Raw genomic sequence first — 23,842 nt, forward strand, 5'->3', positions numbered from 1 at the left:
TTAGAAGCGGTAACCCACGCCAGCAATCCAGGTGCCAACGTCCACGCTACGAATACGGCTCTGCTCGTAAGAGAAGTCCAGAGCAACGTTTTCGATCGGGTTGAACTGCAGGCCCGCACCGTAAGAGAAACCGTAGTCGCTGGTGCTGTGGTTGTCAGCAGGAGATGCTGCGTTCTGGAATTTACCGTAGCCAACACCAACAACGCCGTAGATGCTTGCCCAGTCGTTCAGACGGTAAGCAGGACCTGCAGTGATGCCGTAGTATTGGGTTTTGTTGTAGTCGCCAGAAGCATCGGTACGATCTTTTTCAGTGTAAGTGAAAGAACCGATTACGCCCAGCGGGTTGTTGTCCTGCTCGTAGCGATACTTCAGGTTAAAACCGTTCATTTTGTTCGCAGCGCCCTGAGCATCGCTCTGAGCATAACCACCGGTCACGGTAGAAGTAGACGCAACAGCGGAACCTGCGGAGAAAGCCAGAACAGCGGCCAGTGCTGAAAGACATGCAATTTTTTTCATAACCACCTCAAATGTGCTTCAAGTAAATCTTAAGTTTTAAATATACCAAAAATTGATGGGAAACTCTTTGCGATTAGCGATGTCTAACGGGGGTTTTCATGTAACAGAACATTTCAAACACCCACTATCTCTTTCAATTAACATCACTTTTATAACGAATAATGCCATTATTGCGCGCACAATACGGCACATTCATCCGGAAAATTCCTAATCACGCAGATTATTAATCCATCACTTTCAGGCCATTGTACGGATCTGTGCAGTTTTTTTTTCAACGAATACTCAACCACCTGCGTGTATTTCCAGTACACTCGCTCTTTTACTTAAATTGACAGGAGAAAGGATGCTGGGGTCGTCACGTAAAACGCCAGTCTGGTTACCTATTTTGGTTCTGCTGATTGCAATGTCCTCTATACAAAGCGGAGCATCACTGGCGAAGTCGCTATTCCCTGTTGTCGGCGCACCAGGCGTTACCGCGCTACGTCTGGCACTGGGAACGCTAATCCTCATCGCATTCTTTAAACCCTGGCGGTTACGCTTTGCCAAAGAGCAGCGTCTTCCTCTGCTGTTTTATGGTCTGTCGCTGGGTGGGATGAACTATCTCTTCTACCTGTCGATTCAGACCGTCCCGCTCGGTATTGCCGTGGCGCTGGAGTTCACCGGACCGCTGGCAGTCGCGCTGTTCTCTTCCCGACGCCCAGTGGATTTCATTTGGGTCGCACTGGCCGTACTCGGGCTCTGGTTCCTGCTGCCGTTGGGTCAGGACGTGTCGCACGTCGACTTAACCGGAGCCGCATTGGCGCTGGGCGCAGGTGCCTGCTGGGCAGTCTATATTCTTACCGGCCAGCGTGCTGGTGAAGAGCATGGCCCGGCAACCGTGGCGGTAGGGTCGCTGATTGCAGCGATCATTTTCGTGCCGCTGGGCGCGATTCAGGCCGGAGATGCGCTGTGGCACTGGTCGATTCTGCCATTGGGCTTAGCGGTCGCCGTCCTCTCTACGGCGCTGCCCTATTCGCTGGAAATGATCGCCTTAACGCGCCTGCCTACGCGCACTTTTGGCACGCTGATGAGCATGGAGCCTGCGCTGGCGGCTGTTTCGGGCATGATCTTCCTCGGAGAAACGCTGACGATGGTACAAATGCTGGCGCTGGGAGCCATTATTGCCGCGTCAATGGGCTCTACGCTTACCATCCGTAAAGAGCCGCAAATTAAGCAACTTGACGTGAATTAACCTGCCGTTATTCTGCATGGTTTGCATAATCATGCAGAATAGCCTTTTGTTTATCTCAGTGATTATTATTCTTATAGCGCCATTGTTTCTCAATTCCTATTTCCTACGAATATAAACATCCAGAAAAAATAGCTGACAACAGATTACAATTGCACTTATGCATATGATCCAATTGAATATTTATATTTCCCATCCTGTTCACTATTAAAGTGATAGGTAAGGCCAGAAAATTAAAACTAATTTTAGGTCTATACTTACTCTTGTTGAATGACCTGGAACATAGATATCAAGAGGATATGAGATTATGAGTACCGCAAAACTGGTAAAAGCAAAAGCATCCCCCCTTCTTTATACCCGTAACGATGTATCCGACAGTGATAAGAAAGCGACTGTGGAGCTGTTGAATCAGCAGGTGATCCAGTTCATCGACCTGTCACTCATCACCAAACAAGCGCACTGGAACATGCGCGGCGCTAATTTTATTGCCGTACATGAAATGCTGGATGGCTTTCGTACCGCGTTAACCGACCACCTCGACACCATGGCCGAGCGCGCCGTGCAGTTAGGTGGCGTAGCGCTGGGGACAACGCAGGTTATTAACAGCAAAACGTCGCTGAAAAGTTACCCGCTGGATATTCACAGCGTGCAGGATCACTTAAAAGAGCTGGCTGAACGCTATGCCGTGGTCGCTAACAGCGTGCGTAAAGCTATTAGTGAAGCCAAAGATGAAGATACCGCCGATATTTTCACCGCTGCGTCGCGCGATCTCGACAAATTCTTGTGGTTTATCGAAGCCAACATCGAATAACGGTCATGATAAGAAATTCCTATATAACCCTCGCCCCGGCGGGGGTTTTGCACTTTTTTAGTGCATAACATTGATCGATTATCACTGTAAAGTAAAATATTTGTAATAATCACCTCACACAATCGTTAACGAAAGATTGTTTTATCAACAATTTTTACGCTAAATAGTCATATCGTTTGTGCCGCCCCCTTCACGCACCAAATGAGTGCCCCGAAACGGTGCAGGCTGCCCACTTTGCCCTACTTATTGTGCAGCAAAACGTAACACCTTCTTGTTAAAACAATAAGTTGCAAAATTGGCACGATTATTTCATTAAGACATATGTTCTCGCAGGGGATCGCCCCGTGGATATAAAAGGAAATCCTATGAAGTCTGTATTAAAAGTTTCACTGGCTGCACTTACCCTGGCTTTTGCGGTGTCTTCTCATGCCGCGGATAAGAAACTCGTTGTCGCAACTGACACCGCTTTTGTTCCGTTTGAATTCAAGCAGGGTGACAAATACGTCGGTTTTGATGTGGATCTGTGGGCTGCCGTGGCCAAAGAGCTGAAGCTGGATTATGAACTGAAACCGATGGATTTCAGCGGCATCATCCCTGCGCTGCAAACCAAAAATATCGATTTGGCGCTGGCAGGTATCACCATCACCGAAGAACGTAAAAAAGCGATCGACTTCTCTGACGGCTACTACAAAAGCGGCCTGTTAGTGATGGTTAAAGCCAACAATAACGACGTGAAAAGCGTGAAAGATCTGGATGGCAAAGTGGTTGCGGTTAAAGGCGGAACCGGTTCTGTCGATTACGCGAAAGCAAACATCAAAACCAAAGATCTGCGTCAGTTCCCGAACATCGATAACGCGTATATGGAACTGGGCACTAACCGCGCAGATGCCGTCCTGCACGACACACCAAACATTCTTTACTTCATCAAAACTGCGGGCAACGGCCAGTTCAAAGCCGTAGGCGATTCTCTGGAAGCCCAACAGTACGGTATTGCCTTCCCGAAAGGCAGCGACGAACTGCGTGAGAAAGTGAACGGCGCGCTGAAAACGCTGAAAGAGAACGGCACATACAACGAAATCTACAAAAAATGGTTCGGTACTGAACCTAAATAATAACTCGCGATGTTGCCCGGTAGCGCGAAGCTTACCGGGCCTACACCAGCAGATTTGAGACCTGTAGGCCGGATAAGCCTGGCGCATCCGGCAAAACAGGCATTTGAATATTTACACCACGGTAACAGGAACGACATATGCAGTTTGACTGGAGTGCCATTTGGCCCGCCATTCCGCTCTTGATTGAAGGCGCCAAAATGACCCTGTGGATTTCGGTCCTCGGTCTGGCTGGCGGCCTGGTAATCGGGCTGGCAGCAGGTTTTGCACGTACCTTCGGCGGTTGGATAGCCAACCACGTTGCGCTGGTATTTATCGAAGTCATCCGCGGCACCCCCATTGTTGTGCAGGTGATGTTTATTTACTTCGCCCTGCCGATGGCGTTTAACGACTTACGCATTGATCCTTTCAGCGCCGCCGTCGTCACCATCATGATTAACTCCGGTGCCTACATCGCGGAAATCACCCGTGGCGCAGTGCTCTCAATTCATAAAGGTTTCAGCGAAGCCGGGCTGGCGCTGGGTCTCTCACGCACAGAGACTATTCGTCACGTCATTTTACCGCTCGCGCTGCGTCGTATGCTGCCACCGCTGGGTAACCAGTGGATCATCAGCATTAAAGATACCTCACTGTTTATTGTCATTGGCGTCGCTGAACTGACCCGTCAGGGTCAGGAAATCATTGCCGGTAACTTCCGCGCACTGGAAATCTGGAGCGCCGTTGCGGTGTTCTATCTGATTATTACGCTGGTGCTGAGCTTCGTTCTGCGTCGTCTGGAAAGAAGGATGAAAATCCTGTGATTGAATTTAAAAACGTCTCTAAGCATTTTGGTCCTACCCAGGTGCTGCATAACATCGATCTGAATATTGGTCAGGGCGAAGTCGTGGTGATTATCGGGCCTTCCGGCTCCGGTAAGTCGACCCTGCTGCGCTGCATTAACAAGCTGGAAGAGATAACCTCCGGCGAACTGATTGTCGATGGTCTGAAGGTCAACGATCCGAAGGTCGACGAGCGGTTAATACGCCAGGAAGCCGGGATGGTATTCCAGCAGTTCTATCTGTTCCCACACCTGACCGCGCTGGAGAATGTCATGTTTGGGCCGCTGCGCGTGCGCGGGGCGAAGAAAGATCAGGCTGAGAAACAGGCCAAAGAGTTACTGGCTAAAGTGGGCCTCGCCGAGCGTGCGCATCACTACCCTTCTGAGCTTTCAGGCGGCCAGCAACAGCGTGTGGCGATCGCCCGTGCGCTGGCGGTGAAGCCAAAAATGATGCTGTTTGATGAGCCGACCTCAGCCCTTGACCCGGAACTGCGTCACGAAGTGCTGAAAGTCATGCAGGATCTGGCGGAAGAAGGTATGACGATGGTGATTGTGACCCACGAAATCGGCTTTGCCGAAAAAGTGGCCTCACGCCTGATCTTCATTGATAAGGGCCGTATTGCCGAAGACGGTAATCCGCAAACCTTGATTGAAAATCCGCCCAGCCAGCGTCTGCAGGAATTTTTACAGCACGTTTCCTGATGCTGACACCTCCCTTCTCCCCGAAGGGAGGTTCTCCCCCAGAATGTTCTGATTTCATGACCCTCCCGTCCGGGCATCTATACTTATCCTTTTGTGTTTGTTTCTCATGGGAGGAGTCATGCGGTGGATCTTATTCATCTGTTTTTTTCTACTGAGCGTCCCCGTTCAGGCGGTCACGATACCCGGCGTAACGTCCACCACCTCCGCCAGCCCGCCAGCGGAGCCCGCTGCTGAACCTGACGTTGAGCAAAAAAAAGCCGCCTACGGTGCCCTGGCAGACGTGCTGGAGAATAATGCCTCACGCCAGGAGTTGATAGGTCAACTGCGTAAAGTAGCGGCAACGCCGCCTCCTGAACCGGTCCCCACTATCGTACCTCCCACGCTGACGGAAGAAAAAACGGTACTCGAGAACGTGACCGATGTCAGTCGCCACTACGGGGAAGCTCTCTCCAGCCGATTCGCCCAGCTTTATCGCAATATCACCGACGCTCCGCACAAAACTTTTAATCCGCAATCGTTCACCAATGCCCTGACTCACTTTTTTATGCTGGCGGTATCCGTGTTCGGATTTTACTGGCTGGTACGCTTATGTGCGTTGCCGCTGTATCGCAAAATGGGGCAATGGGCGCGGCAAAAAAATCGTGACCGCAGTAACTGGCTACAGCTTCCCGCCATGATTATTGGCGCGTTCATCATCGATTTATTGCTGCTGGCCCTGACGCTGTTTGTTGGGCAGATCTTAAGCGATCGCATGAACGCCGGCAGCCGCCCCATCGCTTTCCAGCAAAGTTTGTTTCTTAATGCCTTCGCGTTGATTGAGTTCTTTAAGGCCATTTTACGCCTGATATTTTGCCCGACGGTGGCCGAGTTGCGTCCGTTCAACATTCAGACTGCAAGCGCACGCTACTGGAATCGTCGCCTGAGCTCACTCAGCAGCCTGATTGGCTACGGGCTGATCGTAGTGGTGCCCATCGTCTCGAATCAGGTCAATGTACAGGTTGGCGCCATGGCTAACGTCATCATCATGCTGTGCATTACGCTGTGGGCGCTGTATCTGATCTTCAGGAACAAGAAAGAGATCACCGAGCATTTGCAGAGTCTGGCAGAAAGGTCGCTGGCTTTTTTCAGCCTGTTTATCCGCGCCTTTGCGCTGGTTTGGCACTGGCTGGCTAGCGCCTATTTCATCGTGCTGTTTTTCTTCTCGCTGTTTGATCCGGGCAACAGCCTGAAGTTTATGATGGGAGCAACGCTGCGCAGCCTGGTGATTATCGGCATCGCCGCCTTTATTTCTGGCATGTTTTCCCGCTGGATAGCCAAAACCATTACGCTTTCACCACACACCCAGCGCAGTTATCCGGAATTGCAAAAACGCCTGAATGGTTGGCTGTCGACGGCGTTAAGCATCGCGCGGATCCTGACGGTCTGTGTCGCCATCATGTTGCTGCTCAACGCCTGGGGGCTGTTCGACTTCTGGAACTGGCTGCATTACGGCGCGGGAGAAAAAACGGTGGATATTCTGATCCGTATCGCGCTGATTTTATTCTTCTCCGCTATCGGCTGGACCCTGCTCGCCAGCCTGATTGAAAACCGCCTGACCTCGGATATCCACGGCCGGCCCCTGCCCAGCGCACGTACCCGTACACTGTTGACACTGTTTCGCAACGCGCTGGCGGTGATTATCAGCACCATCACTATCATGATCGTGTTGTCGGAAATTGGGGTCAATATTGCCCCGTTACTGGCAGGCGCGGGCGCGCTGGGGCTGGCTATCTCCTTCGGCTCGCAGACGCTGGTAAAAGATATTATTACCGGGATCTTTATCCAGTTTGAAAATGGCATGAACACCGGTGATTTGGTCACCATCGGTCCGCTAACCGGCACGGTTGAACGCATGTCGATTCGCTCAGTCGGTGTGCGCCAGGACACCGGGGCGTACCATATTATCCCGTGGTCATCGATAACCACCTTCGCCAACTTTGTACGGGGTATTGGATCGGTCGTCGCCAATTACGACGTGGACCGCCATGAGGATGCCGATAAAGCCAATCAGGCGTTGAAGGATGCCGTTACGGCGGTGATGGAACGAGAAGATATTCGCGGATTCATTATTGGCGAGCCGTCATTCGCGGGCATTGTCGGGTTAACCAATACGGCGTTTACGCTGCGGGTGTCGTTCACCACCTTACCGCTGAAGCAGTGGGCGGTACGCTTTGCGCTCGACAGTCAGGTGAAAAAATACTTTGATTTGGCCAACGTGCGCGCGCCGGTACAGACCTACCAGGTTTTGCCCGCACCGGTGAATGGCCCCACGGCAGCAGCCGATCCGCTGCCGCCGACAGAACCGACGATTTAGCGCTGACGCGCCATAAAACGGCGACGCTGATCGTTATCCATAAAGGTCCAGGCAATAAAGCGGCTGTGCTTTTGCCCCTGGGCCATTTCTTTTTTGACCACTTTCACCGCACCCACATCCGTCAGGGCGTGGTACAGCGGTGGCAGATTTTCACCGCGTGAAACCAGCGTGGTGAACCACATCACCTGGCGACCAAAGGCCTGGCTTTCGGCGATCATTTTTTTGATAAACGCCACTTCGCCACCTTCACACCAGAGCTCCTCCTGTTTCCCACCAAAGTTCAGCGCATCGTCTTTGTCCTGTCCCAGGTTACGACGTTTACGCTCACTTCCGGCGCGGGCAGAAGCCGCTGAATCATGGAACGGCGGATTGCACAGTGTCGCTTCGAACTGTTCATTCTTATGAATAATTCCGTTGAAGATAGACGACAAATCTTTCTGACGGCGCAGGCGAATAGCACGGGTTAACCCCGGATTACCGTTAACGATCGCCAGTGCGCTGCTCAATGCTTCCTGGCTGGTCTCACTGCCGGTAAACCGCCAACCATATTCGTGCACGCCAATCAGCGGATAGATACAGTTTGCCCCAACGCCGACGTCCAGCACGCTCGCATTCGCCGGGATAGTTCCCGTCGTTTCGCCCAATAGATCGGCCAGATGATGAATGTAATCCGCCCGACCCGGTACCGGTGGGCACAGGTAACCTTGCGGAATATCCCAATTAGCCACCGCATAGTAATGCGCCAGCAGGGCTTTATTCAGCGCCTTCACAGCCAATGGGTTAGCAAAATCAACGCTCTGCTCGCCGCCTGGCGTAATGGTGAGGAATTGCGTCAATTCGGGCGTAACCTGGCATAACGTGGCAAGATCGTAACGGCCATTGTGGCGGTTGCGTGGGTGTAATCCCGGTTTCTGGGGGGGCATAACATTCTCCTATTAACAGCGGCGTAAGATACCCGCATAACGCCACGCGGTAAACACGCATGGCACGGAAAATCGATAATTTGTGCTGGATTTCCACAAAACAAATCGTTCAAAAAACACTCAGTTGTCCATCAATTTTTTGCGGTAAACGTCCGGCAATGACGTCCTAAACTTATCAGGCACTACCCGTTGTTTCTCAGAGGATATCATTATGAAGAAATGCCTCACACTCCTTGCCGCTACCGTACTCACCGGCATGACATTTGCGTCTTTTGCTGCACCACCTAACACCAGTCCTGCCACCGGCCCGCTACAGGCTTCCGGAACCGTGTCGGCTACCGGCGCGTCAAGCCTGACCGATCTTGAAGACAAGCTGGCGGAAAAAGCGAAAGAGCAAGGCGCAAAAGGCTTTGTGGTTAATGCTGCTGGCGGTAAAAATCAGATGTACGGTACCGCAACTATCTACAAGTAATCTCCCTCAGCCTAACTGCATTCGTCCTGAATGCAGTTTTCTTTTTTGTTCTCCGTACTCCCTGCACAATTTGTAACCATCATGTTGGAATTTTAAATCCAATGTAAATAAATGTATTTATTTTTGAATTAATGAATGCTAAAAAGTCGCACTGATTAATAATGCTTATCAAAATCATTATCAATTACGCATTTCATTACGGCGAGACCTGCAGGCGTAACATCCAAAGAGATGTCCCTTCGCACGAGTGAAACCTTCTACTCAAAAAATAATAAGCTACTCATTAACATGGATAAAAATCGCAACCTGCCGTCCAGTAGTTTCCATTCACTCACCTTTTTTGCCGGTCTGTGCATCGGCCTGTCTCCGGTCGCTCAAGCAGTCGCTGCAGGTGATCAGGATAAGAAACAAGAAGATACGCTGGTCGTAGAAGCCGCCAAACCGTCGCTGTACGCCCCCACCCACTCTGCCGATCCGAAATTCTCCCGTCCTGTTGCTGATACAACGCGCACCATGACGGTGATTTCTGAGCAGGTCATTAAGGATCAAGGGGCAACAAATCTGACCGATGCGCTAAAGAACGTGCCGGGCGTAGGCGCATTTTTCGCCGGTGAAAACGGCAACTCCACCACCGGTGACGCGATTTATATGCGTGGGGCCGATACCTCGAACAGCATTTACATCGACGGCGTTCGCGATATTGGCAGCGTGACGCGCGATACCTTCAATACCGAACAAGTTGAAGTGATTAAAGGTCCTTCCGGTACCGATTATGGCCGCAGCGCGCCGACCGGCTCTATCAACATGATCAGCAAGCAACCGCGCACTGACTCAGGCATTGATGCCTCTGCCAGCGTCGGCAGCGCCTGGTTCCGCCGCGGTACGCTGGACATCAATCAGGCCATTGGCGAGACCACCGCCGCACGATTAAACCTGATGGGCGAAAAGACGCACGATGCCGGACGCGATAACGTTAAAAATGAACGTTACGGCGTGGCCCCGTCCATCGCCTTTGGTTTAGGCACCGAAAATCGTCTGTATCTGAACTACTTGCACGTCACCCAGCACAACACGCCGGACGGCGGTGTTCCCACCATCGGCCTGCCGGGGTACTCTGCACCTTCTGCGGGGACTTCTGCCCTGAATCATTCAGGGAAAGTGGATACGCATAATTTCTATGGCACCGATTCGGATTACGACGACTCGACGACCGATACCGCGACGATGCGTTTTGAGCATGATCTGAGCGACAGCACCACCGTGCGCAATACCACGCGCTGGTCACGCGTCAAACAAGATTACCTGATGACGGCGGTGATGGGCGGCGCGTCAAATATCACGCAGCCAACCAGCAGCGTAGACACCTGGACCTGGTCGCGTCTGGCCAATACCAAAGATGTCAGCAACAAAATCCTCACCAACCAGACCAACCTGACCTCAAAATTTTATACCGGTGCCATTGGCCATGACATCAGCACCGGCGTAGAGTTTACGCGTGAAACGCAGACCAACTACGGCGTAGTGCCGATCTCGCCACCGCCGGTGAATATTTACCATCCCAACAGCAACGTCAGCGTGGGTGGATTAAACCGTAACGGTGCCAACGCCAACGGCCAGACCGACACCTTCGGCATTTATGCATTCGACACCTTGCAAATTACCCGTGAGTTTGAGCTGAACGGCGGCATTCGTCTCGATAACTACCGCACCGAGTATGACAGCGCCACGGCATGCGGTGCATCCGGGCGCGGTGCTGTCGCTTGCCCGGCAGGCGTAGCCAAAGGATCGCCGGTCACCACCGTCGATACCGCTAAGTCTGGTAATCTGGTGAACTGGAAAGCGGGCGCGCTTTATCATCTGACAGATAACGGCAACATTTACATTAACTATGCGGTCTCTCAGCAACCGCCGGGTGGCAGCAATTTTGCCCTCGCCCAGAGCGGTACCGGCAACAGCGCCAACCGTACTGATTTTAAACCGCAAAAAGCAAAGACCAGCGAAATTGGCACCAAATGGGAAGTACTGGATAAGCGCCTGCTGTTAACCGCCGCGATTTTCCGCACCGACATTGAGAACGAGGTCGAGCAGAACGATGACGGTACCTGGTCCCAGTATGGGGAGAAACGCGTTGAAGGGTACGAACTGTCGGTTGCCGGCAACATTACCCCGGCATGGCAGGTGATTGGCGGATATACCCAGCAGCGCGCCACGGTCCATAACGGTAAAGACGTCGCTCAGGATGGTTCATCCTCCCTGCCGTATACACCGGAACATGCATTCACCCTGTGGAGTCAGTATCAGGCAACGGATGATATCTCCGTTGGCGCAGGCGCACGCTACGTGGGCAGTATGCATCGCGGCGCGGACGGCGCGGTGGGCACGCCATCCTTTACTGAAAGCTACTGGGTCGCGGATGCCAAACTGGGATATCGCGTAAACCGCAACCTCGATTTCCAGCTTAACGTCTATAACCTGTTTGACACCGATTATGTCTCCTCGATCAACAAGAGCGGATACCGTTACCATCCGGGTGAGCCGAGAACCTTCCTGCTCACCGCCAATATGCATTTCTGATGTATCACGTGGGGCGCAAGCCCCACTTTCAGGAGAAACACTGATGATGTACCACATTCCTGGCGTCTTATCGCCGCAGGACGTTGCCTGGTTTCGCGAACAGTTGGATTCAGCCGAGTGGATAGATGGCCGTGCTACCACAGGCGTTCAGGGTGCTCAGGTCAAAAATAACCAGCAGGTTGATACGCAGAGCGAGCGCTATGCTGCGTTACATAAAGAGGTGCTGGCCGCCGTGAACAGCAGCGCGCTGTTCTTTGCTGCAGCATTGCCAAAAACAATCTCCGCGCCGTTGTTCAATCGTTATCAGAACGCAGAGACCTACGGCTTTCACGTTGATGGCGCGGTGCGTAGCCACCCGGAAAGCGGCTGGATGCGTACCGACCTTTCCGCCACATTATTCTTAAGTGACCCCGACAGCTATGAGGGGGGAGAGTTGCGGGTCAATGACACTTACGGTCAGCATGCGGTCAAACTTCCGGCTGGCGACCTGGTGCTTTACCCTTCCAGCAGTCTGCATTGCGTTACACCGGTGACGCGCGGCGTTCGTATAGCGTCGTTTATGTGGATCCAGTCGATGATCCGCGACGATAAAAAACGCGCCATGCTCTTTGAATTGGATAAGAACATCCAGTCCCTGAAGGCACGCCACGGTGAAAGCGCCGAGATCCCATCGCTGCTCAATCTCTACCATAATCTGCTACGCGAATGGTCTGAAATCTGACGGTACGCTTGTGCGTTCGTTTACCATCCATATCATTCACTATAATTATTATACAAACTGAATGTACGGAGGGGCTATGGCATCCGGATGGGCAAATGACGACGCGGTGAACGAACAGATCAACAATACTATTGAAGATGCTGTTGCTCGCGTCCGTGGTGAGTTACCCACGGGTGAAAGTCTGTATGAATGCGAAGAATGTGGCAATCCTATCCCTCAGGCCCGGCGCGAGGCGGTACCTGGGGTACGTTTATGCATCGCCTGTCAGCAGGATAAAGATTCACATAACACCTCATACTCAGGATATAATCGCAGAGGATCGAAAGACAGCCAGCTACGTTGACCCTTCTTTACCAAAAGTTTCAGCGCATACGATTTCCTTTACGAGCACGGTTTTTTGCAATGAGTGTAGCAAAATGTGCCGTTGTCGCTGGCTCTGTAAATCGCAATGACAAGAACTGTAAATCCGCCTTCCGAATTTATTAATATTCAATAAGTTATTTGTCATTCAATTTTTTTGATTGATGTCGTCAATTCTATTCGATTTTCTCTCACCTAAAAAAACGTGATACTTCTCACATCGACAAAACAACGTCTACCGAACAAAACACTGACTAACAGAATAACCTGCGAGAGATTAATCATGAAAAATATCAAATATGCTGTTGCTGCCATCGCCCTGTCTACCCTGTCATTTGGCGCTTTCGCTGCCGAGCCTGTTACTTCCACTCAGGCACAGAGCATGAATAAAGTGGGCGTGGTATCTGCTGATGGCGCAAGCACGCTGGATGGCCTGGAAGCCAAACTGGCTGAAAAAGCTGCCGCTGCAGGTGCAAGTGGCTACAGCATTACGTCCGCTGTCGGCAAAGACAAAATGAGCGGCACTGCGGTTATCTACAAATAACCGACGAATTACCTGCAAGACCCAATGCTCCAACCCTCATTGACCCTGTTTGTTACCCTTTGTTTGCCCGTCCACTGGACGGGCTTTTTTTTGCTTACTGTTCCAACCGATGACGGAATTCTTGCAACACCGTCTCCGGCATCCCCACGAACTGCGCCGCCTCACAAATTGCCTGCCAGCTTCCTACATCCAGAGGGATGCCCTGAGCCAGTCGCGCCTCACGCGTATTCACTTCCCACTCCCCCGGTAGCAGAACCGGGGCGTCCTCGCCATGCGGCGACACTTTGACCCATTTCGCAAATGCGGCGACCTGATGGTCACAATCCGGCGCGCCAAATAATTCCGGGTTTAGAATGATCGTCGTCATGCAGTTAATGATGGCGTCAGCGCTGTCCTGCAAACTGTCTTCGTGCGTAGTTTTCCCCCCGGAAAGCGCACCACCCAGAATTTCGCACATTGCCGCCAGCGCATAGCCTTTATGCTGAGCGAAGGTAAGCAGCGAGCCCAGCGGAGACACCTGCATCACGGCGGGATCGGTAGTCGGAATGCCATCAGCATCAATCAGACATCCTGGTGCCACTGGCTCACCCTTATGCCACGCAACGCGCGTTTTGCCAAAAGCAATGGCGCTGGTCGCATAGTCCAGCAGCAGGGGGAAATCATTCTTACGCGGAAACACGGCGCAGAAAGGGTTAGTGCCAAACCGGCTGTCACGCCCCTGAAAAGGCGCAACCATCGGGATGCCGACCACATTCACAAAGTGAACGGAGACAAAGCCTGCGGCTGCACATTGCTCTGCCCAATAGCCAATGCGTCCGATGTGATGGGAATTGTGTAGCGCCACCGCGGCAATACCGAACTGACGGGCTTTCTCGATTCCCAGCGTGATAGCTTCATGTGCCGCAACCTGACCAAACGCACTGTCACCGTCAAGCGTTACCACCGCCCCTGCGTCTTTCACCACTTTCGCGTGGCGGTTTAGCTGCAAATGTCCCTGCGAAAAGGAACGAACATAGCTTGGGATCATGCCAATGCCGTGAGAATCGTGCCCGGCAAGGTTCGCGGCAATCAGATGATCGGCAACTAAGCGCGCTTCCTGCTCTTCGCTGCCCATCTGACGAAAAACGGCCTGAATAAAGGCGTGCAGCGTAGGCGCATGAAAGCGGTGTCCACTGTTCATGGTTATCTCCTGTTATGTTGCGTGTTTGTTGTGTTTCTTATTTTTCAACAAACTATGCTGCGCCACGACGCTCAGGAGGTCAATAAACGTGCAGAAATTTCACATTGCAGAAATAGCAGGAATAGCAGAAAGGCGGGAACGGGCGGACCTGTAAATCAGGCCCGCCGGGGAGATGAGTACATCAGAAGCACTGGTCGACGCGGGTAAATCCTTCAGCCAGCGTAGCGACTTCGCCGGTTGCCACCAGGCAGCAGGCCATCTGAATCCTCAACGAGGCCGGTACCGGCTCACTTCCGGCCAGACAACGCTCTATCCAGCGCGCGGTGGTTTCCGGATCTTTTGCCACCGGCAGCGGCACTGGCTCGTCAGGCATCTCGCTCTGGCGGTCCTGCAGCACTCGAACACCAGAATGGTCTATCAGGCTGATCTGCGGGCAACGCTGTGGGTTGGCGTACACCTCCCCTTCCGTGCCGTGCATTAGCAGGCCGCGCCCGCCGATATCACCAAAGAATTTCGCTACCCGCGACACGTACTCCGGGTGCGAAACGCTGGCAAGACGCAGTGCGGCATCTTCAGCAAACGGCGTGGCTAATTTCGCGAGCGTATGCGCACTGTTGCGTACGCCCATCCGCCAGCGCATCGCCAGCTGTTTCTCCAGCGGCGGGCACAGCGCACTCACTGGGATAAACACCGGCTCATGTCCCTCAAGTTTCGCCTGCGCCTGTCCGGCATGCAGGGTAGGTGCAATCCCCATCAGGTCAAAAATGGTTTCCGTCAGCACGCGGGTTGGATCTTCGCTCACCCCGTGCACCACGACCGGGAAACCCAGCTTATGCAGCAAAATAGCCAGCAGCGGCGTCAGGTTAGCCTGCTTGCGCGCACCGTTGTAGCTGGGAATGACGATAGGCATCGGTTTGGCAACGGGCGGCGTCAGGCGAAGGGTATGGTTTTGCATCGCCTCATAAAAGCCCAGCATTTCTGCCTCACCTTCCCCTTTAATACGCAGCGCAATCAGTACGCCGCCCATCTCAAGGTCAGGTACGTCGCCGTTTAACATGTGGGTGTACAGTCCGCGAGCGGTATCCTGGTCCAGGTCACGCGCGTGATTTTTACCTCGCCCAATCTCTTTGATGATTTTGCGGTAATCCATCGATAACTCCTTGCCTGTTGCTCACATCGTTAACGCCGACGGCGGCGTGTGGGTTTCGCTTTTTCTTTTGGTTTTACTATAACGTCTGGCACACCAGGTTGCTCTATCGGAAATATGGGTAACGCATTCAGTAAACGCTGACCATAGTTTTTGGTCAATAAACGCTTATCGTAAATCACCACTTCGCCCCAGCAACCGTGACTACGAATGAGTCGCCCAACCTGCTGAATCAAATTGAACGATGCCGCAGGTAAACTCTGCACCTCAAAGGGATAGCGATTCAGGCTTTTCAGCCATTCGCCCTCAGTCACCACCACCGGGCTGTCGATGGGCGGAAACGCAATTTTGTGAATATGAACCTGAGTCAACAGGTCGCCTTTCAAATCGAGGCCTTCGGCAAAAGACTGCAGCCCAACCAGCACGCTACGCTCACCGTTTTGTACCCGCTTGCGGTGCAGTTCCACCAGTCGGTAGCGCGGCTGATCGCCCTGCACCAGCAACAGCAGACGCAGATCGGTTACGTGCTCAAGAAAACGCTGCATTGCCCGACCGCTGGCAAAGAGCACCAGCATGCCCTGATGTTTTTTACTTTCCACCTGTTCGCGGAAATAAGCCGCCATTTCGGCAATATGCTGCTCTTCGTTCTCCATCAACGGTTCGTAACGCATCTGCGGAATGACAATTTTGCCTTGCTCGACATGATTAAACGGCGAGTCCAGCGCGACAAAACGGTCCCCTGCTTTTTCTTTCAGGCCGCTCATCTCCTGCAGGCGCGAGAAACTGTTGAGCGAGCGTAAGGTGGCAGAGGTGACGATAATATGCGGCACGCTGCGCCACAGCAGGCGTTCAAGCTGATCGCTGACGCGGATCCCCACGCAGTGAAACCAGACATGCATCTGTCCGTCACGCACGTCACGCGTCACCCATTTGGTCACCGGCGCGCCTGATGACTGCGCCAGCGAAGCCAGCCGCCACAGTTTACTTTGCGCTTCAAACATACCCAGCGCCCGGTTCATCTGCAAAATAACCCGATGCAGACGAACGATATCGTGGCTGCCGGTTTTTTCGCTGAGATCGTTGAGGAACAGTTCCGCCAGACCGCGTAGCATCTCGGTGAGCTTCGCCAGACGCTGACAAATCTCCATCACTTCCGCAGGCAGCTCACCCATTGCAAAGCGGTGTTCAGCTTCCTGCGTGGCGGGCAGGTACAGATTGAGGATGTTGTTTAGTGAGGCGATCAGCTCATACAGCTCTTCACAGTGGGCGTTCAGGCGCTCTGGATTAGCCAGCGGCGGCGTGGTTTTCGGGCGAAACTGCTCCAGGCAGGTCGCCACGAGTTTGCTGAATAAATCCAGCTGCAGCCGATACCAGGGCGCGGTAATCTCGGCGCTCATTTCCAGCGCATCGCGCGCGACGTCCGGCAGATGGTGGCCTTCATCAAGCACCAGCAGCAAATTTTTCGGTTCCGGTAACACCGCTTCGCTCTCCATGGCCGCCATCACTAACGCGTGGTTTGCCACCACCACTTCGGCTTCCTGGATCTCACGGCGGGCAACAAAAAATGGGCATTCACGGTAGTAATGACAGTTACGGTTCAGGCAGCTAGCTTTATCAGTGCTCAGACGCTGCCAGAGCCCGTCATCAATGGCGATATCGGTGTGATCGCGCAACCCATCCCATTTGTAAGTGTCGAGGTCGCCTTTGAGCCTGGCGCAACGTTTTTGTTCTTCCTGGTTGTTGGGCGTCAGATCATCATCGAGAAACGCCAGCAAATCCTGCTGATTAGGTTCGGTACTGGCCAAGGCCGCTAAATTACGCGGGCAGACATAGCGCCCTCGCCCAAACGCGGCGGTAAATCGCAGATCAGGGATAATTTTGCGCAGCAGCGGCAGGTCTTTACTGTAGATCTGATCCTGCAACGCGACGTTGGCGGTACTGACCACCAGCGTCTTTTGTTCTTCACGGGCAATGGCAATCCCCGGAATTAAATAGGACAGCGTTTTCCCGACGCCGGTCGGCGCTTCGATAGCCAGATGTCGCCCGTCTTCCCCAGCCAGCGTTTTCGCGACATCAGCAATCATCTGCCGCTGCGGTGCACGGGGGATAAAGTCGGGGATCTGTTCCTGAAGCGCCTTATACCAGGCGGCAATTTGCGCTTTCAACGCTGCGGTTAATGCCATGAGAAAACCTGAAATACTGTATAAACAGCCACTATTGTGGCACTTTCTGATACGCGTCGCAAAAAAAAAGCCCGGCTATTCGGCCGGGCTCGCAATTACTGTGCAGAAGACGGTCTGCGAGGACGACGCGGTGGACGCGGTTTGTCGCCTGCCGGTTTGCCTTCACTGTTACGCGGTTTCGCTTTTGGCGCACCGCCATCCTGGCGACGCGGCTGCTGACCACGGCCTGCTCCACCTTGCCCACGACCACCGCCGCCGCCACGCTGCTGGCGTCCGTTCTGGATTGGCTCTGCTTTAATCGACGGGTCCGGCGCGTAGCCATCAACCGCAATACGCGGGATCTCTTTTTTCAGCAGTTTTTCGATGTCATGCAGCAGCTTATGCTCATCAACACACACCAGAGACAGCGCTTCGCCGGTAGCCGCAGCACGACCGGTACGTCCGATGCGGTGAACATAGTCTTCCGGGACGTTTGGCAGCTCATAGTTCACCACGTGCGGCAGCTCTTCAATGTCGAGCCCGCGAGCCGCGATGTCGGTCGCCACCAGCACGCGAATATCACCGGATTTAAAATCGGCCAGCGCACGCGTACGCGCACCCTGAGATTTATTACCGTGGATCGCCGCGCTGCGAATACCGTCTTTATTCAGCTGTTCTGCCAGGTGGTTGGCACCATGTTTGGTACGGGTAAAGACCAGCACCTGCTGCCAGTTACCCTGGCCAATCATCTGTGACAGCAATTCACGTTTACGTTTTTTATCCACAAAGTGAACGAGCTGGCTGACCTGCTCAGACGCGGTATTACGACGCGCAACTTCAATTTCCAGCGGGTTATGCAGCAGTTTTTCTGCCAGCGACTTAATGTCGTCAGAAAACGTTGCGGAGAACAGCAGGTTTTGACGTTTAGCGGGCAGTTTAGCCAGTACGCGACGAATATCATGGATAAAGCCCATATCCAGCATACGGTCCGCTTCATCCAGTACCAGGATCTCAACCTGATCCAGTTTCACCGCGTTTTGATGTTCCAGATCGAGCAAACGGCCCGGCGTTGCCACCAGCACATCTACGCCACTGCGCAGTTTCATCATCTGCGGGTTAATGCTTACGCCGCCGAAAACCACCAGCGAGCGGACGTTCAGATACTTGCTGTAATCGCGGACGTTTTCGCCAATTTGTGCCGCCAGCTCGCGGGTTGGCGTCAGGATCAGCGCACGCACCGGACGACGGCTTTTGCCATGCGGCTGATGGGTAATGAGGTGTTGTAACAGCGGCAGGGTAAAACCTGCCGTTTTCCCCGTGCCGGTCTGGGCGCTGGCCATCAGATCACGGCCTTCCAGCACGGCGGGGATTGCCTGCTGCTGAATAGGGGTAGGTTCACGGTAACCCTGCTCGGCAACGGCGCGCAAGATTTCAGGATCTAAACCAAGGGAATCAAAAGACATAACTACTCCGAACCGCCCTGACCGTTACCGGTGTCGTTTTCAGGACGATACTCGCAAAAGAGATGACAAAAACCACAATGTCATGAAGGGGCGGAGTGTAGCAGTTTTTGTGATGTACCGCATAAATTATCCCGCCAGCCGCGAAAAACAAAATAAACCACCAGACTAGACAAGTGCAGAAATCAGTCATAATCTTAATCAATCGATTGATTAATAATTTAGGCATGCCATGAATACATCCACCATGACAACTAAAGGTGAACAGGCAAAGAACCAGCTGATTGCCGCCGCGCTCGCACAATTTGGTGAGTACGGACTGCATGCCACTACGCGCGATATTGCCGCTCAGGCCGGACAAAACATCGCCGCAATTACCTACTATTTTGGTTCAAAAGAGGATTTATATCTCGCCTGCGCCCAGTGGATCGCGGATTTTATCGGTTCACAGTTTCGCCCTCATGCTGAAGAAGCCGAGCGTCTGTTTACCCAACCCGAGCCGGATCGGGCCGCCATGCGCGAACTGATCCTGCGTGCCTGCAAAAACATGATCATGCTGTTAACCCAGGATGACACGGTTAACCTGAGCAAATTTATTTCGCGCGAACAGCTCTCCCCCACTGCAGCCTATCAGTTGGTGCATGACCAGGTGATCAACCCGCTGCATAGCCACCTGACCCGCTTAATTGCCGCTTATACGGGTCGCGATGCCAATGACACCCAAATGATCCTGCATACCCACGCCATATTGGGTGAAGTGCTGGCCTTCCGTTTGGGTAAAGAAACTATTCTGTTGCGCACGGGTTGGTCACAATTTGATGCGGATAAAACCGCGCTAATTGAACACACGATCACCTGTCACATCGATCTTATTCTGCAAGGTTTAACGCAAAGGAGTCTGGAGTCATGAAAAAACCTGTCGTTCTCGGGCTGGTTATCGCGGCCCTCGTTGCCGTGATTGCTGGTGGAACGTGGTGGTATCAAAGCCAACAAGATAACGGCCTGACCCTGTACGGCAACGTCGATATCCGCAGCGTCAATTTAAGTTTTCGCGTAGGCGGCAGGCTGGCCTCGCTGGCGGTTGACGAAGGTGATGCGATTACTGCCGGTCAGGTACTGGGCGAACTGGACCACGCCCCCTACGAAAACGCGCTGATGCAGGCGAAGGCTAACGTTGCCGCCGCGCAGGCGCAGTACGACCTGATGCTGGCCGGGTATCGTGAAGAAGAAATCGCACAAACCGCGGCGGCCGTGAAGCAGGCCCAGGCAGCGTATGACTACGCGCAGAACTTTTATAATCGCCAGCTCGGATTATGGAAAAGCCGCACTATCTCAGCCAACGATCTGGAAAACGCCCGTTCTTCACGCGACCAGGCGCTGGCAACGCTGAAATCCGCTCAGGATAAACTCAGTCAATACCGCAGCGGTAATCGTCCGCAGGATATCGCCCAGGCGAAAGCGACGCTCGAACAGGCTCAGGCGCAGCTGGCGCAGGCTGAACTCGATTTGCATGACACCACGCTGACTTCCCCGTCTGACGGCACACTGCTTACCCGTGCGGTCGAGCCCGGCAGTATGCTGAACGCGGGCGGCACGGTGCTGACGCTGTCGCTTACCCGGCCGGTGTGGGTCCGCGCCTATGTGGACGAACGCAATCTGAGCCAGGCGCAGCCAGGACGTGAAATTCTGCTTTATACCGATGGCCGCCCGGACAAACCGTACCACGGCAAAATCGGCTTTGTGTCGCCAACAGCAGAATTTACGCCGAAAACGGTAGAGACCCCGGACCTGCGTACCGACCTGGTCTACCGCCTGCGTATTGTCGTGACCGATGCCGACGACGCGCTGCGTCAGGGAATGCCGGTGACGGTGAAGTTCGGTGACGAGGCGCGGCATGAATGACGCAGTCATTACCCTCAACGGGCTGGTTAAGCGCTTTGCCGGGATGGAAAAACCGGCGGTCGCCCCGCTCGACTGCACGATTCACGCAGGTTATGTCACCGGTCTGGTAGGTCCCGACGGCGCAGGGAAAACCACGCTGATGCGGATGCTGGCGGGCCTGTTGAAGCCGGATGGCGGCAGCGCGACGGTGATTGGCTTTGACCCCATCATCAACGACAGCGCCCTGCATGCGGTGCTGGGCTATATGCCACAGAAATTCGGCCTGTATGAAGATTTGACCGTCATGGAGAACCTCAATCTCTATGCCGATTTACGCAGCGTTACCGGTGAAGCGCGTGAGAAAACCTTTGCCCGTCTGCTGGAGTTTACCTCGCTGGGGCCGTTTACCGGACGTCTGGCGGGGAAACTCTCCGGCGGCATGAAGCAGAAACTGGGTCTTGCCTGTACGCTGGTCGGCGAACCCAAAGTGCTGCTGCTGGATGAGCCCGGCGTGGGCGTAGACCCAATATCCCGCCGCGAATTGTGGCAAATGGTGCATGAACTGGCCGGGGATGGCATGTTGATCCTCTGGAGCACCTCGTATCTGGACGAGGCCGAGCAGTGCCGCGATGTGCTGCTGATGAACGAAGGTGAATTGCTCTATCAAGGCGATCCGACTCAGCTGACGCAAACCATGGCCGGGCGCAGTTTTTTAATGAGCAGCCCGCAGGAAAATAACCGCAAACTGCTACAACGCGCGCTCAAGTTACCGCAGGTCAGCGACGGCATGATTCAGGGGAAATCCGTGCGCCTGATTCTGAAAAAAGCGGCCACGGCGGACGATATTCGCAAAGCTGAAGGCATGCCGGAAATCACCATCACCAGTACAGCGCCGCGCTTTGAAGATGCGTTTATCGATTTACTCGGCGGCGCGGGAACCTCTGAATCGCCGCTGGGCGCTATCCTGCACACCGTAGAAGGTACCGCCGGTGAAACGGTGATTGAAGCCAAAGCGCTGACCAAAAAATTCGGTGATTTTGCCGCCACCGACCATGTGGATTTTGCCGTCCAACGCGGTGAGATTTTTGGCCTGTTAGGCCCCAACGGGGCGGGTAAATCGACCACGTTTAAAATGATGTGCGGCCTGCTGGTTCCCACCTCAGGTAAAGCGCTGGTGCTGGACATGGACCTGAAGGTCAGTTCCGGAAAAGCACGCCAGCATCTGGGTTATATGGCGCAGAAATTCTCCCTGTACGGTAACCTGACGGTGGAGCAGAATCTGCGCTTTTTCTCCGGCGTCTACGGCCTGCGCGGACGCGCACAGAAAGAAAAAATCGATCGTATGAGCGAGGCGTTCGGCCTGAAGACCATCGCCTCTCATGCCACCGACGAACTGCCGCTAGGCTTTAAGCAGCGTCTGGCGCTGGCCTGTTCGCTGATGCATGAACCCGACATCCTGTTCCTCGATGAACCGACCTCCGGGGTTGATCCCCTCACCCGTCGCGAGTTCTGGCTGCATATCAACAGCATGGTAGAAAAAGGTGTGACGGTGATGGTCACGACCCACTTTATGGACGAGGCGGAATATTGCGACCGTATCGGGCTGGTGTACCGCGGTAAGCTAATCGCCAGCGGCACGCCGGACGACCTGAAAGCGCAGGCGGCCGATAACGACACGCCGGACCCGACTATGGAGCAGGCGTTTATCACGCTTATCAATGACTGGGATAAGGAGCACGCACATGAGTAATCACGCGCTTTCATGGCGACGCGTGCGCGCGCTGTGCATTAAAGAAACGCGGCAGATCGTGCGCGATCCCAGTAGCTGGCTGATTGCCGTGGTGATCCCATTACTGTTGCTGTTTATCTTCGGCTACGGGATTAACCTCGACTCCAGCAAGCTGCGGGTGGGGATTTTGCTCGAGCAACAGAGCGAAGAGGCGCTGGATTTTACCCATACCATGACCGGCTCGCCGTATATTGACGCCACCATCAGCGACAACCGCCAGGAGTTAGTTGAGAAAATGCAGGCCGGGCGTATTCGCGGACTGGTGGTGATCCCGGTGGATTTTGCCCAGCAGATGGCGCGGCCAAACGATATTGCGCCCATTCAGGTGATCACCGATGGCAGCGAACCTAACACCGCCAACTTTGTGCAAGGCTATGTGGAAGGCATCTGGCAGATTTGGCAAAAGCAGCGGGCCGAAGACCGCGGCGAATCGTTTGAACCGCTGATCGACGTGCAGACCCGCTACTGGTTCAACCCGGCGGCGATCAGCCAGCATTTTATTATTCCAGGAGCGGTGACCATTATTATGACGGTCATCGGCGCGATCCTGACCTCATTAGTGGTCGCACGTGAATGGGAGCGCGGTACCATGGAAGCGCTGCTGTCGACCGAAGTCACCCGCGTCGAATTGCTGCTGTGTAAACTGATCCCCTATTATTTTCTCGGCATGCTGGCGATGCTGCTGTGTATGCTGGTGTCGGTGTTTATTCTTGGCGTGCCCTATCGCGGTTCTCTGCTGATCCTGTTTTTTATCACCAGCCTGTTTCTGCTCAGTACGCTTGGCATGGGATTACTGATCTCCACCATCACCCGCAACCAGTTTAATGCCGCGCAGGTGGCGCTCAACGCCGCTTTCCTGCCATCTATTATGCTGTCGGGCTTTATCTTCCAGATAGACAGCATGCCCGCCATTATTCGCGCGGTGACGTATATCATTCCCGCACGTTATTTCGTCAGCACCCTGCAAAGCCTGTTTCTGGCGGGAAATATTCCGGTAGTGTTGATCATCAACGTGCTGTTTTTAATCGCTTCGGCGGTGATGTTTATTGGTCTGACGTGGCTTAAAACCAAACGTCGGCTGGATTGAGGGGAC

General features: G+C 53.6%; 21 protein-coding genes. 15 read left to right on the forward strand and 6 right to left on the reverse strand.

Annotated features, from left to right (window positions below; all coding sequences use genetic code 11):
• A complete protein-coding gene (gene ompX / locus AC3ITF_RS15085; protein ID WP_096757749.1) occupies positions 1–516 on the reverse strand; it encodes an outer membrane protein OmpX in 516 nt (171 codons plus the stop codon).
• Positions 517–859: 343 nt separating this feature from the next.
• Here ompX and rhtA point away from each other — a divergent pair, with 343 nt between their 5' ends.
• The 6 genes from rhtA to ybiO all read left to right on the forward strand — a co-directional run bounded on the left by rhtA (position 860) and on the right by ybiO (position 7,536).
• Positions 860–1,747 carry a threonine/homoserine exporter RhtA gene (rhtA, locus tag AC3ITF_RS15090; RefSeq protein WP_096757750.1) on the forward strand — a complete coding sequence of 296 codons (888 nt, stop codon included), beginning with the start codon at positions 860–862 and terminating at the stop codon, positions 1,745–1,747.
• A gap of 304 nt (positions 1,748–2,051) precedes the next feature.
• The gene (dps, locus tag AC3ITF_RS15095; protein WP_117341677.1) at positions 2,052–2,555 is read left to right on the forward strand and encodes a DNA starvation/stationary phase protection protein Dps; all 504 of its coding nucleotides are present in this window, start codon (positions 2,052–2,054) and stop codon (positions 2,553–2,555) included.
• Positions 2,556–2,920: 365 nt separating this feature from the next.
• Entirely contained in the window at positions 2,921–3,667 is a 747-nt protein-coding gene (gene glnH / locus AC3ITF_RS15100) for a glutamine ABC transporter substrate-binding protein GlnH (RefSeq protein WP_096757752.1), read from the forward strand.
• A gap of 137 nt (positions 3,668–3,804) precedes the next feature.
• Positions 3,805–4,464, forward strand: coding sequence for a glutamine ABC transporter permease GlnP (gene glnP / locus AC3ITF_RS15105; protein ID WP_096757753.1), 660 nt, complete (start codon positions 3,805–3,807; stop codon positions 4,462–4,464).
• Entirely contained in the window at positions 4,461–5,183 is a 723-nt protein-coding gene (glnQ, locus tag AC3ITF_RS15110) for a glutamine ABC transporter ATP-binding protein GlnQ (protein WP_115258988.1), read from the forward strand. Before glnP ends, glnQ begins: the two co-directional genes overlap by 4 nt.
• 118 nt (positions 5,184–5,301) lie before the next feature.
• Positions 5,302–7,536 (forward strand): mechanosensitive channel protein, encoded by a 2,235-nt coding sequence (gene ybiO / locus AC3ITF_RS15115; RefSeq protein ID WP_489175806.1) that lies wholly within the window; start codon positions 5,302–5,304, stop codon positions 7,534–7,536.
• On the opposite strand, the gene rlmF is transcribed toward ybiO, so the two are convergent.
• Entirely contained in the window at positions 7,533–8,459 is a 927-nt protein-coding gene (rlmF, locus tag AC3ITF_RS15120; protein WP_096757756.1) for a 23S rRNA (adenine(1618)-N(6))-methyltransferase RlmF, read from the reverse strand. The genes ybiO and rlmF overlap by 4 nt on opposite strands.
• A 211-nt stretch (positions 8,460–8,670) precedes the next feature.
• Between rlmF and mcbA the strand changes: the two genes are divergently transcribed.
• The 5 genes from mcbA (at position 8,671) to ybiJ (ending at position 13,130) form a co-directional block, all read left to right on the forward strand.
• Positions 8,671–8,931 carry a DUF1471 family periplasmic protein McbA gene (gene mcbA, locus AC3ITF_RS15125; RefSeq protein ID WP_096757757.1) on the forward strand — a complete coding sequence of 87 codons (261 nt, stop codon included), beginning with the start codon at positions 8,671–8,673 and terminating at the stop codon, positions 8,929–8,931.
• Between the two features lie 288 nt (positions 8,932–9,219).
• Positions 9,220–11,505, forward strand: a complete 2,286-nt coding sequence (locus AC3ITF_RS15130) for a catecholate siderophore receptor Fiu (RefSeq protein ID WP_181618972.1) — start codon at positions 9,220–9,222, stop codon at positions 11,503–11,505.
• Positions 11,506–11,548: 43 nt separating this feature from the next.
• Complete coding sequence (ybiX, locus tag AC3ITF_RS15135) at positions 11,549–12,226, forward strand: PKHD-type hydroxylase YbiX (RefSeq protein ID WP_135912352.1); 678 nt, start codon at positions 11,549–11,551, stop codon at positions 12,224–12,226.
• Between the two features lie 76 nt (positions 12,227–12,302).
• Entirely contained in the window at positions 12,303–12,569 is a 267-nt protein-coding gene (locus AC3ITF_RS15140) for a DksA/TraR family C4-type zinc finger protein (protein WP_153880151.1), read from the forward strand.
• A gap of 300 nt (positions 12,570–12,869) precedes the next feature.
• Positions 12,870–13,130: a DUF1471 family protein YbiJ gene (ybiJ, locus tag AC3ITF_RS15145; protein WP_096757760.1), complete on the forward strand. Its 261-nt coding sequence runs from the start codon at positions 12,870–12,872 to the stop codon at positions 13,128–13,130.
• 94 nt (positions 13,131–13,224) lie between these two features.
• On the opposite strand, the gene AC3ITF_RS15150 is transcribed toward ybiJ, so the two are convergent.
• The 4 genes from AC3ITF_RS15150 to rhlE all read right to left on the reverse strand — a co-directional run bounded on the left by AC3ITF_RS15150 (position 13,225) and on the right by rhlE (position 19,082).
• Positions 13,225–14,310: a malate/lactate/ureidoglycolate dehydrogenase gene (locus AC3ITF_RS15150; RefSeq protein ID WP_489175807.1), complete on the reverse strand. Its 1,086-nt coding sequence runs from the start codon at positions 14,308–14,310 to the stop codon at positions 13,225–13,227.
• Between the two features lie 181 nt (positions 14,311–14,491).
• Positions 14,492–15,460, reverse strand: coding sequence for a DNA-binding protein YbiB (ybiB, locus tag AC3ITF_RS15155; protein ID WP_117341672.1), 969 nt, complete (start codon positions 15,458–15,460; stop codon positions 14,492–14,494).
• Positions 15,461–15,489: 29 nt separating this feature from the next.
• A complete protein-coding gene (gene dinG, locus AC3ITF_RS15160) occupies positions 15,490–17,640 on the reverse strand; it encodes an ATP-dependent DNA helicase DinG (protein ID WP_096757763.1) in 2,151 nt (716 codons plus the stop codon).
• A 95-nt stretch (positions 17,641–17,735) separates the two neighbouring features.
• Positions 17,736–19,082, reverse strand: a complete 1,347-nt coding sequence (gene rhlE / locus AC3ITF_RS15165) for an ATP-dependent RNA helicase RhlE (protein WP_096757764.1) — start codon at positions 19,080–19,082, stop codon at positions 17,736–17,738.
• 229 nt (positions 19,083–19,311) lie between these two features.
• Between rhlE and cecR the strand changes: the two genes are divergently transcribed.
• Genes cecR through AC3ITF_RS15185 form a run of 4 tightly spaced genes read left to right on the forward strand, consistent with a single transcriptional unit; the run spans position 19,312 to position 23,836 of the window.
• On the forward strand, positions 19,312–19,989 hold the full coding sequence (gene cecR, locus AC3ITF_RS15170; RefSeq protein ID WP_115258996.1) for a transcriptional regulator CecR: 678 nt from the start codon (positions 19,312–19,314) through the stop codon (positions 19,987–19,989).
• On the forward strand, positions 19,986–20,981 hold the full coding sequence (hlyD, locus tag AC3ITF_RS15175; RefSeq protein WP_096757766.1) for a secretion protein HlyD: 996 nt from the start codon (positions 19,986–19,988) through the stop codon (positions 20,979–20,981). The genes cecR and hlyD overlap by 4 nt, the downstream gene beginning before the upstream one ends.
• Positions 20,974–22,710 (forward strand): ATP-binding cassette domain-containing protein, encoded by a 1,737-nt coding sequence (locus tag AC3ITF_RS15180; protein WP_181219254.1) that lies wholly within the window; start codon positions 20,974–20,976, stop codon positions 22,708–22,710. Before hlyD ends, AC3ITF_RS15180 begins: the two co-directional genes overlap by 8 nt.
• Entirely contained in the window at positions 22,703–23,836 is a 1,134-nt protein-coding gene (locus AC3ITF_RS15185) for an ABC transporter permease (RefSeq protein ID WP_115258998.1), read from the forward strand. The genes AC3ITF_RS15180 and AC3ITF_RS15185 overlap by 8 nt, the downstream gene beginning before the upstream one ends.
• The last annotated feature ends 6 nt before the right edge of the window (positions 23,837–23,842 follow it).

The sequence above is a fragment of the Citrobacter sp. KH_055_1 genome, assembly GCF_057838705.1.